Below are 15,122 nucleotides of genomic sequence, written 5' to 3'. Positions count from 1 at the left end.
CGCTCGCACGGTGCGCCGGGCAGCGGCGTCGAGGGCCTCGACCCTGTTGGTCAGCAACCTCGGCCGGGTCGCGTATCCCCTCGACTTCGGGGACGGGGTGCGGTCCCGGGTGGTGTGGTTCTCCGGGCCCGCCCGGCGGCCGGCCGGCGCGAGCCTCACTCGGGTGAACCGGACTCCGAGTGACCGTCGGCCGAGATCAACTGGCCTCGAACGCAAGGGCGAGAGCGGCTATGATCTCCGCGGCAGGGCTGTAGCGCAGAGGTCGTCGCGCCCAAGCATCGAGCTGGAGGACGTCGGTTCGAATCCGACCAGCCTTGCCACCCTTGTCGTGGAGGAAGTCGATTGGCGTCGGTTCGTCCTGGGCGGGCGGAGGGCGATGCCGCCCTCGGCGAGCCGGGCACCGGCAATGGACCGGTGGAGTGGTGATGACGCAGCCGACACCCGTACGCTGCCCCGCGATCGAGCACCCGGACATCCCGCTCGGCGACCCGGCCGCCCTGGAGCCGCTGCTGGCCCGACTGCGGTCCGCGCGGCCGGTCGAGGCCGACGAGACCTTCCCGGTCGGAACGGTGCGCGCGGACGGACGCGTCGACCTGTGCAAGCAGGGCCTCGGAGCGGGCGGCGCCGCCCGGCTGATGCCCGGCGCCGCCGCCTCGCCGCACGCCGCGCACGTCCTGCTCGGCACCAACGCCATCGGGAACGAGGGAGCCCGCACGGTCGCCGACGCGCTTGCCGACGGCCACGGCCTGCACACGCTCTACCTCGGCTGCAACCGCATCGGCGCCGAGGGCGTCACCGCGCTCGCCGACGCGCTGGCCACGGACGCCACCGTCCGCGCCCTGTGGCTCAAGCGCAACCCGGTGGGCGACGACGGCGCCCGCACACTCGCCGCGATGCTCCGCCGCAACACCACGCTGCGCACCCTCGACCTGGTCAACACCGGTCTGACGAAGGAAGGTCTGCGGGTCCTGTTCGATGCCCTCAGCACCCGCTCCAGCCCCGTGGAACGGTTGTTCCTCGGCGGCAACGGCCTGACCGCCGACGCCGCCTCGCTGCTCGCGGCGCTGATCCGCCACGCGGGTGTGCGCGAGCTGTACCTCCCCGCCAACCACCTGGGAGACGAGGGCGCCGCGCTCCTCGCCGCCGCGGCCGACCCGGCACGCCCGGTACGCCTCGGCCTGGGCGGCAACGGGATCGGCCCCGCCGGCGCTCGCGCTCTCGCCGACTCCCTCGGCGGGATCGAGGCACTCGACCTGGGCCGGCCGCCGTCGGAACGCAGCCTCGGCGCCCCCGCCAACACCACCGGGGACGACGGCGCCCGCGCGCTGGCCGCCGCCCTGCCGGGCAGCCCGCTGCGCCGACTGGAGCTCTGTCACACGGGCCTCACCGGCCGGGGTGCCAAGGCGCTGCTGGCGGCGGTGCCCGGCAACTCGCCCCTGGAGTACGTCGGCCTCGGACCCGGCCTGCCCCGCAAGGTGAAGCGGTCCTTCACCCGGTGTCTGCGGCCCGTCGGCAGGGCCCATCCCGACCTGCGCGCGATAGGGAGCGTCTACCGTTGAGCGCCCGTGGCGAACTCCGCTGCCTCCCCCCGGACGAGGCGTCGAGCCGCAGACGTGTCCGCAGATACGCGGTGCCCGGCTGGATGATCGAGCGGGCGGCCGAACGCCGCCTGGCCGGAGACTGGCGGGGGGCCTGCGCGGCGGCGAACGTCGACATAGCCTTCGACCTGTCCGAAGTCGCCGACCACTGCGGCGACTTCGTCGCGACGGCCCTTGAGGACGACCTGCGCCACCTCGCCCCCGACCTGCTGCGCTGGCATCTGCCACGCGTGCTCGGCGGGCGGACCACGCTCGCCACGGACACGTCGGTCGTCCTTGCCCGATATCACCCGAAAGCGACCGACGAGGCCCCCCGGGTCGCGCCGTACCTGCACGTCACCACCCCCGCGATGACCGACGGACCGCAGCGGATCACGCTGCGCTTCAGGACGCTCAAGGACGGGCATGCCGCGGGCGTGTTCGGGCGCGGCACCGAGGACTGGCGCTCCGCGCGGCACCTGTGGGACGTACGGCACACCGCCGAACTGCGTGAACGCTGCGGCGGCACGGAGCGGCCGCCCTTCTTCCACGCCGACGCCACCCCGCTGGGCATGGACGAACTGCCGACCGCCGAACCCGGCGACGGCGACCCGACGGCGCGGGCCGAGCGGGCCACGCTGCTGCACCAGAGAGGCGAGACACAGGCCGCCTTCGCCGCTGCCGGTATCGAGCTGGACCTGACACCCCCACAGACGTCGCGCTGGTACCGCGCGGACCCGGAGCAGCTGCTGAGCGGGCTCGCGCTCGACCACACCCGTCTGGAGCCGGAGATCCGGCGGCAACTGGCGCAGGGCGTCGCCGACCGCTTCCTCATCGCCGCGCACTGGCGGACCTACATCCAGCTGGAGCCCAGGAGCTCGGGCGGTCTGTTGGTGCGAGTCGTCGACCGGGACGACGTCGAGAGCGGGTCCTTCCTTGCCGAGGCCCTGTGGCGCAGGCTCCCCGACCTCGACCTGATGCGCGACGGAGGCATCACGGCTCAGCAGCTCCATCCGCTCGTCCGCGAGGCGCTGTTCCCCGCCCTCCAGGTTCGGCAGGGCCCCGTCGGCCCGCCCGGGCCGACGGCTCCCGCACCCGTGCGGGTCAGGTGCCGCGGGCAGTGGCACGAGGTGGCGTTCAGGCCGGGAGGTCTGCTGCGCATGCCGCACAGCGACGAGGAGCAGCAGCGTGAACGCGCCCTGCGTGCCTTCGGCGGTGCCGTCGCCGGATGCTTCGCGGTGGAGCAGACGTGGACCTCTGGAGAAGGGCGCCTGCCGAAGGCACTGCGGGCCCAACGCAACGAACTGTTCCTGCGCGCCCAGCACGGGGACACCCCCGGCGTGCTGCGGCTTCTGGACGCGGGTGTCGACCCCCGCGTGCGGGACGGCTGCGGGCGCACCCTGCTGCACGTACTGAACCTCCTCGACCACGAGGCGCTGCTGCCGCGGCTGTTGGCCGAGGGACTCGACCTCGAAGCCCGCGACCTGCGGGAGCGCACGCCGCTCTTCGCGGCGGTCAACGACCTCGGTTCCAAGGAGCTGGTGGAGGCGCTCGTCGCCGCCGGCGCGCGGCTCGACGTCACCGACCAGTCCGAGTTGTCCCTCGACCAGCTCGTCCGCCGGTACAAGCGGCCCGACCTCGCCTTCCTCCGCGAGCGGGTACGGGCCGAACATCCGGACGTCGGCGCCGAGTGGTGGGACGAATGGATGGACGAGCAGGAGCAGTACGACGCCGACGAGTCCGGCGACCCCGACGACGAGGAAGAGCCGCGCTCTTGAACACCGACCGCACGGACCGCACCGCGCGCACCGACCGCACCGCTCCCACCGCGTCGCCGTCCGGTCCGCTGGCGGCCGCGGACGACCTCAACCGCAGGCTGCGCACGCGACGGACCGAGCCTGCCGCGAACCCGCAGCTGGAGGCGCTCGCCCTCGCCGTGACGGCCAATCAGCCCGTCCTGCTGTGGGGAGAGCCGGGCATCGGCAAGTCGGCCGCCCTGGAGCAGCTCGCCGCAGGGCTCGGTCTGCCGCTGGAGACGGTCATCGCCAGTGTGCACGAGCCCTCCGACTTCGCCGGACTGCCCGTCGTCGGCGACGACCCGGCCGTGACCGGTGTGCCGATGGCCCCGCCGGACTGGGCGGTCCGTCTCGCCCGCACCGGAGCGGGTCTGCTTTTCTTCGACGAACTGTCCTCCGCCCCGCCGGCTGTGCAGGCCGCACTGCTGAGGGTGGTGCTCGAACGACGGGTCGGCAGCCTGACGCTGCCGGAGGGCGTGCGGATCGTCGCCGCCGCCAACCCGCCGTCCAGCGCGGCGGACGGCTGGCATCTCAGCCCGCCGCTCGCCAACCGCTTCGTCCACCTCGACTGGACCCACGACCCCCGGACCGTGGCCCGCGGGATGGCCGGCACCTGGCCGGAAGTGACCGTGCCCGTCGTGGCGGCCGCCAGGGTGGCCGGCGCGGTCGCCCGGGCCCGTGGCGCCGTCTCCGGTTTCCTGACGGCGAGGCCCGGCCTGGTCCACCACATCCCCGGCGACGCCGAGAGCCGGGGCCGGTCCTGGCCGTCCCCGCGCACGTGGGAGATGGCGCTCAAGCTGCTCGCCACCGGGTACGCGGCCGACGCGGGCCGCGAGGCACTGGCCGCCGCACTCACCGGCGCCGTCGGCGACGGCGCGGGCATCGAGCTGCTGTCCTACCTCGAACACCTCGATCTGCCCGACCCCGACCGGGTCCTCGCCGATCCGGACGCCTTCGCCCTGCCCGAACGCGGCGACCGCCAGCTGGCGTTCCTCATCGCGGTGGTCGCCGCCGTCCAGAGCGACCTCACCCGGCCCCGCTGGGAGGCCGGCTGGGCGGTTCTGGGGAAGGCCGTGGAGGCAGGGGTACCGGACGTGGCCGCCCGGGCCGCCACCGACCTCGCGGCGATGCGGCACGTCGACTGGCCCGTACCGCCCGGCATCGACGGGTTCCTGGACCTGCTGCAGATGTCCGGGGCGCTGCCCGGCGGCGGCCGGTGAGGCGTGCGGGGATGACGAGGCGTTCCCGCAGCACGCCGGAGATGACCAAACTGCTGGCCGCCCGCTATCGGGCGGCCGCCGACCGGCCGTATCTGGCCTCGGCGTTGTACGCCCTGACCGTCGTCGCGAGCTCTGAGGTGCCGACGATGGGGGTGGACCGGCACTGGCGCTGCTACGTGTCTCCGGCATTCGTCGACGCGACGCCGGTGCCCGAACTCGCGGGCGTCTGGGCCCACGAGGTGGCGCACCTGCTGCGCGACCACCACGGCCGGGCCGACCGGCTTCCCGCCGCCGCCCAGCGCGACCGGCACCGCGTCAACGTCGCGCAGGACTGCGAGATCAACGACGACCTGCTCGCCGACGGCCTGCGCCTGCCTGCGGGATGCATGGAGCCCCGCCGATTCGGGCTACCCGAGGGCGAGTTGTTCGAGGTGTACCTCGACCGGCTGCCGCCGCAGGTGCGGGCGCCGGACTGCGGATCGGGCGCCCACGGCGGTCCCGCGCCCTGGGAACTCCCCGAGTCCGCCGGTCCGGCACGGCTCGGCGACGTCGAGGCACAGGCCCTGCGCCGGCAGACCGCCCAGGCGATGCGCGCCCATCAGCGCACCCGCGGCACCCTGCCCGCGGGCTGGCAGCGCTGGGCCGAGGAGATACTGGAGCCCACGGTGGACTGGCGCAGGGCGCTGTCGGGTGCTGTCCGGGAAGCCGCCGCCTGGGCCGGTGGGGCCGTCGACTACACCTACCGCCGCCCCTCGCGCCGCACCCCGGCGCTGCGTGGTGTCGTCCTGCCGAGCCTGCGCCGCCCAGTGCCACGGGTGGCCGTCGTCATCGACACCTCCGGTTCGACGGGCGAGGCGGAACTCGCCGCCGCCCTCGCGGAGGTCACGGGCGTACTGCGCGAGGTGGGGGTACGGGGCAATCGTGTGACCGTACTCGCGTGCGACGCCGATGTGCACGCCGTGTCCCGGGTGACGGCCACCGAGCAGATCACCCTGGGCGGCGGTGGCGGCACGGACATGCGCGTCGGCATCGAGGCGGCCCTCGCGGTGCGCGAGCGCCCGAGCATCGTCGTCGTCCTCACCGACGGACTCACCCCCTGGCCCGACGAGAACCCGCCCTGCCGTATCGTCGCGGCCCTGATCGGCTCCGCCGCGCCGCAGCCCCCGAGCTGGGTGGAGACGGTGCGCATTCCCACCTGACGCCGCTCGGCAGGGGTTTGCCACGGGTGGGACGTTGCACATCCATGCGTCACTCGTCAGTATGGTTACGTGAATCATGCCTTTCCCTGCGGGACGCTCCCTCTGGACTTCGTCGGCACGCTGCGTGCGCGGCGCAACGCCGAGCCGGTGGAGAAGCTCGCCACCCCTGAACTGCTCGACGACTGGTTCCTGGAGTCCGGGATGCTCGATCTGGCACCGGGTGCGAGCGAGGCCGACCTCGCCGTCGCCGTGGACCTGCGCGAGGCGATCCACGCCCTGGTCGCGGCCAGGATCGAGCGCCGGCCGCTGCCCACCGAGGCGGTCGCCGAGGTGAACCTCCAGGCGGCGGGTCTCCCCGTGACCGTGCGGATCGGTCCCGACGGCGCCACGCGTACCGGCACGGCGATCCAGGGTCTCGCCGCCCTCGCCCGCGAGACCGTCGAGATCATCGGGGGCGACGAGGCCGCGCTGCTGCGCGAGTGCTCCCGTCCCGGGTGCACCCAGGTCTACCTCGATCGCTCGCGGGGCCACCGACGCGAGTGGTGTGCCATGCGGACGTGCGGAAACAGGGTCAAGGCCGCTGCCTACCGGGCGCGCCGGCACAGCGCGAAGAGCTGACCTCCGCGCGGGTACGATGCGCGGCGTCAGGTGGCACTCACTCAACCGCCTCGCTCCGGGCGCGGAGGCCGCGGCCGCCTGTCCGGTTTGAACGGTGAGTGGTGCGGTGGGACGGACAGTCGGGCGCCCTCGTAGTGCGCCGGATCGGTCGTCCACAACGCTTCGAGGGCGTCGAGCAGTTCGTCCATGCGAGCGCCCCGGTGGGTGAAGTCGAGGCCGGCCGCCTGGTATTCCTCGGGTGACCAGCCGACCCCGAAGCCGGGCACCAGGCGCCCGCCGCTGACCAGATCGATGGTTGTCAGCGAGCGAGCAGGCTGGAGGGGCGGACAGAGCGGTGCGACGAGCACTTGGCCGCCCAGGAGCACCCGCCGGGTGGCGCCGGCGGCGACGCCCAGCAGGACGAACGGGTCCGCGGCGGCGTTGAGTTCCTCGGGGACGGCCGTGCCCTGCCCGCCGTAGCCGATGACGGGGTGCACCGCGGCGAGGTTGCGGTCGCCCACCCAGAGGCTGGCCGCTCCCGCTTCCTTGAGACGGTCCGCGTCGAGGACGGCCCGGGCGAACGCCAACATGTTCCCTCCTGGCGCACGGCCCGCTGCGCGCTCAAGAGCACGGTGGACGACCTGGCGGCGCTGACCAAGTGGGTCGAGCGGGGCGAGGCGCCCGAGTCGCTCACCGCCAGGCCCTGGTCCACACCCGTCACGTGCGGGTCGGCCACGGCCTCCTGCCGCGGGCTGGGCAGCCTGCTTCCTCGGCGCCCTGCGCCGCTCCGCTGTCACCCGCGGGACAGAGTCGAGCTCCGCGTGCGCCTGGCTGCGCGTGCCGGCGGGGTGCCGTGCGTCAACCGGGCGACGCTCAACATCGGGGTCGGATCTCGCCAATCAATTGCATGATTGCGCAATTAATTGGCTATGCTGCCGGATGTTTGAAGAGGCGCCTCGGTGAGGCGTCTTCGCGGACGCAGACCACCGGGAAGACGCCATGAAGTGCCGGAGCTCCGACGAGTTGGGGCGTACCGCCCGCCGCGCGCGGACCGGTCCGCTCCTCGCCGTGTCGTCGACGACGCCCTCACGCGGGTGTCCCCGGCCGGAAGGAGGCGAGACATGGACTCCGGCAGAAGTCCGGGCCGCACGCGGCCCCGCGGCAGGCCGTCCTCGCATTCTTCCGGCTCGCGGTGACCGCCACCCCATGAGGTCGACCCCGCGCTCTCGCCCCGTGCGGCCCCGTGCCGTGCCGTCGTCCTGCGTGTTCGTAGGTGGCGGGCGACTCGCGCGCGCCCCTTGCCTCCCCGCGTGGGGGGCAGGGATGGTGCCTCGTGACCACGGTGTCCGAGAAAACCGCACCCCGTCGTACCCGACGACGCACGCATCGGCGACCTGCGAGGCCTGCCGGGCACCGTCCGGCCCATCGGCCTTGCCGGCGCCCTGCGCGCCTGCCCGCCCATCGTGAGGATCCTGATCGCCGGCACGCCTGCCCAGGTCGTACCCGACAACTGAACACGCTGGTCAGTCAGTACGTCCCGGGGTGCCGTCCCCGCGCCCCGGGTCGGCCCGAACCACATCCGACACGTTTCTCACCGGAGGCCGCTCCCCATGCTTGTCGCTCTCGACCACGTCCAGCTCGCCGCACCGCCCTCCAGCGAGGACCGCCTGAGGTCCTTCTACGTCGATGCGCTGGGCCTGGTCGAGATTCCCAAGCCACCGGTGCTGGCCAGGCGCGGTGGCGTGTGGTTCGCGACCGCCGACGGCTGCGTCCAGCTCCATCTGGGCATCGAGGATCCCTTCCGCCCGGCCAAGAAGGCCCACCCGGGACTTCGGGTGCAGGGCATCGACGCCCTGGCCCAACGGCTGGCGGCCCACGGCGCGCCGGTGGTCTGGGACGACACCCTCCCAGGGCATCGCCGCTTCTACAGCACGGACACGGTCGGCAACCGGCTCGAATTCCTCGAACCCCTCACCTGACCTGATCCGTACGCCTACGCCACCCGGGCCGATTAGGTAGACTGGTCTACCTAATCGGAGGGAAGGGTCGTCATGGGCGAGACCGGCGGTGCCGCAGCGCGGTCCGAAGAGAGACGACGGCCGGCGCGTGAACGGCTGCTCGCCGCCGCGGCCCGCCGCTTCTACGCGGACGGCGTTTCCGCCACGGGCATCGACACGATCACCGCAGAGGCGGGCGTCGCGAAGATGAGCCTTTACAACAACTTCTCGTCCAAGTCCGACCTGGTGCGGGCCTACCTCGACGCACGGCACGAGGAATGGCTGGGCCTGTACCGGCGCCGGCTGGAAGAGGCCCGGGACGCCCGCGAAAGCGTGCTCGCCGTCTTCGACGCGTATGCCGATCACGCGGCCTTCGCGTACGAGCACGGGTTCCGGGGCTGCGGCCTGCTCAACGCCGCCGCCGAACTGCCCGCCGGGGACGAGGGACGCGCCGTCGTGCGCCGGCACAAGGAGGAAGTCGAGTCCCTGATCGCCGGACACCTGGAACAACTCCTGCCCGACCGTCCCCAGCAGGCGCGCACGGTGGCGGAGCATCTCGCGTTCCTGCTGGAGGGCGCGATGGCCCGGGCCGGCCTGGAGGGTGCCGACACCCGCCTGGAGCACGCCCGGACCATGGCGGCCGACCTCTTGGACCGACTGTGACGCGGCCCGCCGGACGTCCGGCCCGCTCGGTCGGCACGGGATCGCTGTGCGTGCTGCTGGCATCCGTGCTGTGGGGCACCACCGGCACCGCCGCGACCTTCGCCCCCGACGTCGGTCCCCTCGCCATCGGTGCCGTCGCGATGGGTCTGGGCGGCCTGCTCCAAGCTGCCATAGCCGGCCCCCGTATCGCCGGGGAAGCCCTCGCGCTGCGCGAGCGCCGCGGTGTGGTGCTGCTCGGCGCCCTGGCGGTGGGCGTCTATCCGCTGGCGTTCTACAACTCCATGCATCTGGCCGGAGTCGCCGCCGGAACCGTGGTGTCGATCGGTTCGGCCCCGCTGGCCTCCGCCCTCGTCGAACGCGTCGTGGACAAGCGCCGGCTCACGCGCCGCTGGACTGCCGCAGCGGTGCTGGGCCTGTCCGGCACGGCGCTGCTGTGCGCGGCAGAGGCGGTCGCGGCGGCCGACGAGCACACCGGCGCCCGATCCGCGGGGTCGACCGTGCTCGGCGTCGGGCTCGGCCTGGTCGCGGGTTTCACCTACGCTCTCTACTCCTGGGCCGCCCACCGCCTGATCAGCCGGGGTATCGGCTCCCGCGCGGCCATGGGCGCGGTGTTCGGAGTGGGCGGCCTGCTGCTCATGCCGGTACTGCTGGCGACCGGCGGTCCGCTCCTCGACTCCTGGTCGAACACGGCCGTCGGCGCCTACATGTCCCTGGTGCCCATGTTCCTCGGCTACGTCCTGTTCGGCTGGGGTCTGGCGCACGTGCCGGCGAGCACCGCGACCACGCTGTCGCTGCTGGAGCCCGCCGTCGCCGCCGTGCTGGCCGTCCTGGTCGTCGGTGAACGGATCCCCGTGCCGGGCTGGATCGGCATCGCCCTGGTCGTCTGCTGTCTCGCCGTGCTCACCATTCCCGGACTGCCGCACCGCGAGCACCACGAGTGCCGTGAGCGCACACCCTTGTCCGAGGAAGTGAGAGATGAGCTTGCCGGCCGCGTAGTCGGCGAGCGCCCGTGAGCGGCGCCCGACCGGCCGGCCGTCAGCAGCCGTCGGTGCCCGTGTGACGTCACCCGCGGCCACCGCCGCCCGGAGCCGTCAGGGTGTGGGCGATGAGGTAGTCGACGGTGTCGGTCGGGCGCCGCCGCTGCCGCAGGGCGGCGCGCTGCTGGACCGCTCCGGTGCCGTGCAGGTCGAGCCGGGAGAGCAGGGAGTCGAACAGGGCGGTGTCGCCGTGCCGGGCAAGGGCGGGACGGATCCAGGCCAGCAGGCTGTGCATCCGACGCGAGGACGGCGTGCGCAGGCGGGAGACCGGGTCGAGGGCCGTACCCGTGAGGCCTTCGCGGGCGGAATGCCACGACGCCGCGCGCAGCAGGTGGGGGTCGGGCCGTGGGGCGGGCCGGCCGGCCCGGACTTCGGCGAGCGCGGTGGCGGCGGCCGCGCGAACCAGGGCGGCGATCAGTACGGTGTCGTCCACGGTCAGGGCCGCGTCGGCGACCCGCACCTCCAGGGTGGGCAGGTGGTGGGAGGGCCTGATGTCCCAGTAGATCCCGCCGGCATCGAGCACCACACCGGTACCGATCAGGGTGGCGACGAGGTCGTCGTAGTGATCGGCGGACTCGAAGTACGGCGGGGGTCCGGCGGCCGGCCAGCGCGCCCAGCACACGGTGCGCCAACTGGCGTGGCCGGTGTCCCGCCCGCCCCACAACGGCGAGTTCGCCGCCACCGCGATCAGTACCGCGATCCACGCCCGCAGATGATTGCTGACCTGGACGGCCTCCTCCCGGCTGTCCATGCCCACGTGCACGTGACACGCACAGCACACCTGCTCCTCGTCCAGCGCGCCGAAGGCCCGCGCGCTGCGTTCGTACCGGTCCCCGGGCATGAACGGCGGGGCGCCCGTGGGGGAGAGGACGGGGGTGCCGCTGGAGACCAGCCCGGCCCCGTGCGCGGAGGCCGCACGGGACAGGTGCAGCCGGTGGGCGTAGAGCTGTTCGGTGAGCGCGCCCAGGTCCCGGTGGGGGTCCGTGCGCGTCTCGACCTGGTAGCGGGTCAGCTCCGGGGCGACCCGGTCGTCGAGCCTGGCCTCGGCGGTCGCGATGACCGGCGCCGCCACCGGCATCAGCAGCCGCGTCCGCGGATCGACGAGGAGGAACTCCTCCTCCACCCCCACCGTCAACAACGGCCCCCTCTCCCTTGCCACCGGCCCGCTGCCGGTCTCGGGGGCGGCCGATCTCTCGCTGCGGGATATTCGGCTCTCCACAGACGGGATCCTTCACCGGCCGACCGGCAGGCTCTCACCGACAGGGGGAAACCGCCGCGAACGAAGCGGCAGATGGCCGAAGAGCCCCGGTTGTGTGACGGCGGGACACGGGAGCGGCCCGAGGTCCTCCACGGACCCGAGTTCCTTGACATGTAAGTCTCATAAAGCAACTCTGGAGGTCAGGGTCGGACGATCGACGAGGAGGCGGGCTGTCTTGGAATGGACAGGCGCGTGTTACGCGGACACACCCACGACCGAGGTACGCGTGTGGATCGATGCCCCACCCGACATGGTGTGGGCCGTGGTCAGCGACATCGAGCTGATGCCGGGCATGAGTGAGGAGCTCCGGTCCGTGGAATGGCTCGACGGGGCCGCCGGTCCCGCGGTGGGGGCCCGGTTCGTCGGCCGCAGCGAGCACGAGGCGTTCGGCGCGTGGGAGACGACGTCCCACGTCATCGAGTGCGAAGCGCGGTCCGTCCTCGCCTGGGCGGTGGAGGATCCGGCCCGCCCCTCCGCGGTCTGGCGCTTCCGGCTTCGGCCCAGGGACGGCGGGACGGAACTCTCGCAGTGGATGCAGCTGGGCCCCGGGCGTTCCGGACTGTCCGCGGCGATCGACCGGATGCCGGAGAAGGAACAGAAGATCGTCTTCGTGCGGATGCGCGAGTTCGAGCGCGCCATGACTCACACGCTGGCGCAGATCAAGCAGCGGGCGGAGGCGTGATGCGGACGGCCACCACCATCGAGGCCTCGGGCGGGGAATCCTGGTCCGGCCACACGGACTTCGTCGTCGAGGCCGAGAAACTGGGTCTGGACATCTGCTGGGTCGCCGAGGCGTGGGGCTCCGACGCGCCCTCGGCCCTCGGCTACTACGCGGCACGCACCGACCGGCTGCTCCTGGGCTCCGGTGTCATGCAACTGGGCACCCGGACACCGGCGGCCGTCGCGCAGACCGCAGTCACCCTCTCCAACCTGTCGGGCGGGCGCTTCCTGCTCGGCCTCGGCGCATCCGGCCCCCAGGTGATCGAGGGACTGCACGGAGTGCCCTTCGCCCGGCCGCTCAGGCGCATGCGTGAAACCGTGGAGATCGTGAAACGGGTCCTCGACGGCGGCCGACTCTCCTATTCCGGCGCGGAGTTCACGATTCCGCTGCCCGGCAGCGAGGCCGTCCCGATGCGACTGTCGATGCGCGCGGAGCACGACGTCCCCGTCTACCTGGCGTCACTGTCCCCGGCCATGCTCCGCCTGACCGGCGAGGTGGCCGACGGCTGGCTCGGCACCAGCTTCGTACCCGAAGGTGCGGCCGACGCCTACTTCGCCCATCTCGACGAGGGGTTGGACCGCAGCGGTCGTACCCGAGCGGACCTGGACGTCTGCCAGGGCGCCGAAGTCGCCTTCGCACCGGACGCGGACGCACTCGGCCACATGATCGCCCGACGCAAGAAGGAGCTCGCCTTCAGCCTGGGCGGCATGGGTTCGGCGTCCACCAACTTCTACAACAACGCCTACAGCCGACAGGGTTGGGCCGACGTCGCCGCCGAGGTGCGCGAACGCTGGCAGGCCGGTGACCGGGACGGCGCGGTCGGTCTCGTGACCGACGAGATGGTGCTCGGCACGACGCTCATCGGCACGGAGGACATGGTCAGCGAGCGGCTACGGGTCTGGCACGACGCGGGCGTCACCACCGTACGTCTCTATCCGGCCGGAGAGACCCTGGGCGACCGTCTTGACACCCTCGCCAGGGCGATCGAACTGGTCCGCGAGGTCGACGCGAACCCTCAGTCGTCGCGGAGCGGCTGACCCCCGGCGTCGGGATCCGGCGGCGTGCCTTCCCCTGCCTCGTCCAACCGGAAGCGCCGTTGTACGGCCGGCCGGTCGAGGAGTCGCGCGGGATAGCCGGGGCCGGGCCGTGCGGTGACGTCCTCCCAGGCAAGGGGCTCCTTGCAGTGCGAGCACACCACCTCGCCGTGGGCGTCGTGGCCACAGGTCTCGTGCCGGGTGATCACCGGTGGCCCCTCCGCGTCCGCGAGCCACCGGTCGCCCCAACGCGTCATGGCGAGGATGACACCGTAGAAATCACGACCGGACTCGGTCAGCACGTACTCGTGGCGCACGGGCTGTGTCTCGTACACCTGCTTCTCCAGCAGGCCCGCCTCCACCAGCCTGCGCAGCCGCTCCGCCAGCGTGTTCCGGGCGATGCCCAGCTCCTGCTGGAACGCGTCGAACCGGCGGATCCCGTAGAAGGCCTCCCTCAGCACCAGGGGAGTCCACCAGTCGCCCAGCAGATCCATGGTCCTGGCCACCGAGCACGGCCAGTTCGCGAACGACGTGCGTCTCATACGGCGATGGTACGAGTCTTCTCGTGAGACTCAGCAGCCGGCGAAGGTAGATCGTGGAGATCGTGGGAAGGCACCTCACACTACGTCTGGTGCCTCGGCGAGCCGAGCCGAGCAGGAGACCAGAAGACCGGGAGAAGAAGCATGGACATCAAAGCCGCATCCGGTTCCCTTCCGCGCGTTTCCGGAGCGCGGTGCCCGGTACCCGAAGCCGATCCCGCACTGGTGGAGCGGTGGCGTGCGGAGGGCGGCGAACTGGTGGAACTGCTGTCCCAGGTGCGCGAGCAGTTCGGAGGCGTCGCCGCGTTCCGTCTGGGACCGGCCCCCACCGTGCTCGTCACCGACCCGGAGGCGGTCCAGCACGTACTCGCCAGGCACCCGGAGCGGTACGTCAAACGTTCGCACCGCGCCCGACTGCTCATCGGCGACGGGGTCCTCTCCGCGACCGGTACGGCCTGGAAGCAGCAACGCCGGTTGCTGCAGAGCCAGTTCACCGCCACCGGGATGCGACGCTACGAGCGACGGATCACCGAGGCCGCCCTGACCACCGCCGGGCGCTGGGCCGCGTACGCCCGTACCGGGCAGCCCTTCGACGTCGGGCAGGAGATGCGGCGCTTCGCCCTGGACACCATCTGGCGCTCGCTCACCGGGCATCCTCTCGACGACACGACCGAGCATGAGCTGGCCGCCGTGGCTTCCGTGGCAGCCGCGCTGCCGACGCTGCCCGCCGACGTCCGCCACGCCCAGGACACCGTTGCCGCCGATCTCGCCCGGATCGACGCGGTCGCCCGGAGCGCCGTCGAAGCCGTGCGCGGCGGATCGACCGGGCCGGACGGACCCGGCCTGCTGCACGTCCTGATCGACGCCGCGACCGAGCGCCCCGCATACACGGACCGGCTGATCCGCGACGAACTGGTCACGCTGCTCGTGGCCGGGCACGAAACCACGGCGACCACCCTGACCTGGCTCTACCTGCTGCTCGACGCGCATCCCGCTGCCCGCGCGGAAGCGCTCGCGGCGGGCCGTGAAGGATCGGGACGACGTCGCGAGGCCGTCCAGGCTCTCGTCCATGAGACGCTCCGGTTCTACCCGTCCGCCTGGATCATGCCCCGCCACGCCACCGAGGACGACACCCTCGCCGGATACGCGGTCGACGCGGGGACGGACATCCTGGTCTGTCCGTACCTCACCCACCGTGATCCCCGACTGTGGTCGGATCCCGACCGCTTCGATCCGCAGCGCTTCAGCACCCCGGACGCCCGCCCGACCCGGCCCGGCGCGTACTACCCCTTCGGTCTCGGCCCCCGCGCCTGCCTCGGCATGCAGTTCGCGCTCCGCGAATCGACAGTCCTGCTCGAACACCTGCTGCCGCACCACACGCCGGTCTTCAGCTCCACGCCCGAGAAGGCCGCGTACGGCATCACGGTCCGCCCGGACGGTCCCACCCCCGCCACCCTGCGACCACCACTGCTCGCCTGAAGCGC

The 15,122-nt window shown here is 72.7% G+C and carries 14 protein-coding genes and 1 tRNA gene; 12 read left to right on the top strand and 3 right to left on the bottom strand.

Features of this window, described 5'->3' with window-relative positions; translation table 11 throughout:
- Positions 1–244 precede the first annotated feature (244 nt).
- The 6 genes from BIV23_RS20710 to BIV23_RS20685 all read left to right on the top strand — a co-directional run bounded on the left by BIV23_RS20710 (position 245) and on the right by BIV23_RS20685 (position 6,410).
- Positions 245–320: transfer RNA gene (locus BIV23_RS20710), tRNA-Arg, on the top strand.
- Positions 321–425: 105 nt separating this feature from the next.
- Entirely contained in the window at positions 426–1,559 is a 1,134-nt protein-coding gene (locus tag BIV23_RS20705) for a leucine-rich repeat domain-containing protein (RefSeq protein WP_071382396.1), read from the top strand.
- A complete protein-coding gene (locus BIV23_RS20700) occupies positions 1,556–3,355 on the top strand; it encodes an ankyrin repeat domain-containing protein (protein ID WP_245790587.1) in 1,800 nt (599 codons plus the stop codon). Before BIV23_RS20705 ends, BIV23_RS20700 begins: the two co-directional genes overlap by 4 nt.
- Before the next feature lie 68 nt (positions 3,356–3,423).
- Positions 3,424–4,593, top strand: a complete 1,170-nt coding sequence (locus BIV23_RS20695; protein WP_107471220.1) for an AAA family ATPase — start codon at positions 3,424–3,426, stop codon at positions 4,591–4,593.
- Positions 4,594–4,604: 11 nt separating this feature from the next.
- Positions 4,605–5,792, top strand: coding sequence for a vWA domain-containing protein (locus BIV23_RS20690; RefSeq protein ID WP_071382394.1), 1,188 nt, complete (start codon positions 4,605–4,607; stop codon positions 5,790–5,792).
- Between the two features lie 69 nt (positions 5,793–5,861).
- Positions 5,862–6,410: a CGNR zinc finger domain-containing protein gene (locus BIV23_RS20685; protein WP_071382393.1), complete on the top strand. Its 549-nt coding sequence runs from the start codon at positions 5,862–5,864 to the stop codon at positions 6,408–6,410.
- 41 nt (positions 6,411–6,451) lie between these two features.
- Here the strand turns inward: BIV23_RS20685 and BIV23_RS20680 are convergent, their stop codons facing one another.
- On the bottom strand, positions 6,452–6,979 hold the full coding sequence (locus tag BIV23_RS20680) for an LLM class flavin-dependent oxidoreductase (protein ID WP_079173267.1): 528 nt from the start codon (positions 6,977–6,979) through the stop codon (positions 6,452–6,454).
- A gap of 1,020 nt (positions 6,980–7,999) precedes the next feature.
- On the opposite strand from BIV23_RS20680, the gene BIV23_RS20675 reads away from it, so the two are divergent.
- The 3 genes from BIV23_RS20675 (at position 8,000) to BIV23_RS20665 (ending at position 10,062) form a co-directional block, all read left to right on the top strand.
- Positions 8,000–8,368 carry a VOC family protein gene (locus tag BIV23_RS20675; protein ID WP_071382392.1) on the top strand — a complete coding sequence of 123 codons (369 nt, stop codon included), beginning with the start codon at positions 8,000–8,002 and terminating at the stop codon, positions 8,366–8,368.
- Positions 8,369–8,440: 72 nt separating this feature from the next.
- Positions 8,441–9,049, top strand: a complete 609-nt coding sequence (locus BIV23_RS20670) for a TetR/AcrR family transcriptional regulator (RefSeq protein WP_071382391.1) — start codon at positions 8,441–8,443, stop codon at positions 9,047–9,049.
- Positions 9,046–10,062, top strand: coding sequence for a DMT family transporter (locus tag BIV23_RS20665; protein WP_281250164.1), 1,017 nt, complete (start codon positions 9,046–9,048; stop codon positions 10,060–10,062). The genes BIV23_RS20670 and BIV23_RS20665 overlap by 4 nt, the downstream gene beginning before the upstream one ends.
- Positions 10,063–10,111: 49 nt before the next feature.
- Here BIV23_RS20665 and BIV23_RS20660 read toward each other — a convergent pair whose 3' ends face one another.
- Positions 10,112–11,215: a carboxylate-amine ligase gene (locus BIV23_RS20660; protein ID WP_245790592.1), complete on the bottom strand. Its 1,104-nt coding sequence runs from the start codon at positions 11,213–11,215 to the stop codon at positions 10,112–10,114.
- 304 nt (positions 11,216–11,519) lie between these two features.
- Between BIV23_RS20660 and BIV23_RS20655 the strand changes: the two genes are divergently transcribed.
- Complete coding sequence (locus tag BIV23_RS20655; RefSeq protein WP_071382389.1) at positions 11,520–12,026, top strand: SRPBCC family protein; 507 nt, start codon at positions 11,520–11,522, stop codon at positions 12,024–12,026.
- Entirely contained in the window at positions 12,026–13,102 is a 1,077-nt protein-coding gene (locus BIV23_RS20650; RefSeq protein ID WP_071382388.1) for an LLM class flavin-dependent oxidoreductase, read from the top strand. Before BIV23_RS20655 ends, BIV23_RS20650 begins: the two co-directional genes overlap by 1 nt.
- On the opposite strand, the gene BIV23_RS20645 is transcribed toward BIV23_RS20650, so the two are convergent.
- Positions 13,081–13,641, bottom strand: coding sequence for a winged helix-turn-helix transcriptional regulator (locus tag BIV23_RS20645; RefSeq protein ID WP_079173265.1), 561 nt, complete (start codon positions 13,639–13,641; stop codon positions 13,081–13,083). The two genes, BIV23_RS20650 and BIV23_RS20645, sit on opposite strands and share 22 nt — an antisense overlap.
- A gap of 141 nt (positions 13,642–13,782) precedes the next feature.
- Here BIV23_RS20645 and BIV23_RS20640 point away from each other — a divergent pair, with 141 nt between their 5' ends.
- Positions 13,783–15,117, top strand: a complete 1,335-nt coding sequence (locus tag BIV23_RS20640) for a cytochrome P450 (protein ID WP_071382387.1) — start codon at positions 13,783–13,785, stop codon at positions 15,115–15,117.
- The last annotated feature ends 5 nt before the right edge of the window (positions 15,118–15,122 follow it).

The sequence above is a fragment of the Streptomyces monashensis genome (assembly GCF_001866665.1).
In the GTDB taxonomy this organism is placed as follows: Bacteria; Actinomycetota; Actinomycetes; order Streptomycetales; family Streptomycetaceae; genus Streptomyces; species Streptomyces monashensis.
The sequence above is the reverse complement of the archived record's forward strand: the minus strand, read 5'-3'. Positions and strand labels throughout refer to the sequence as shown.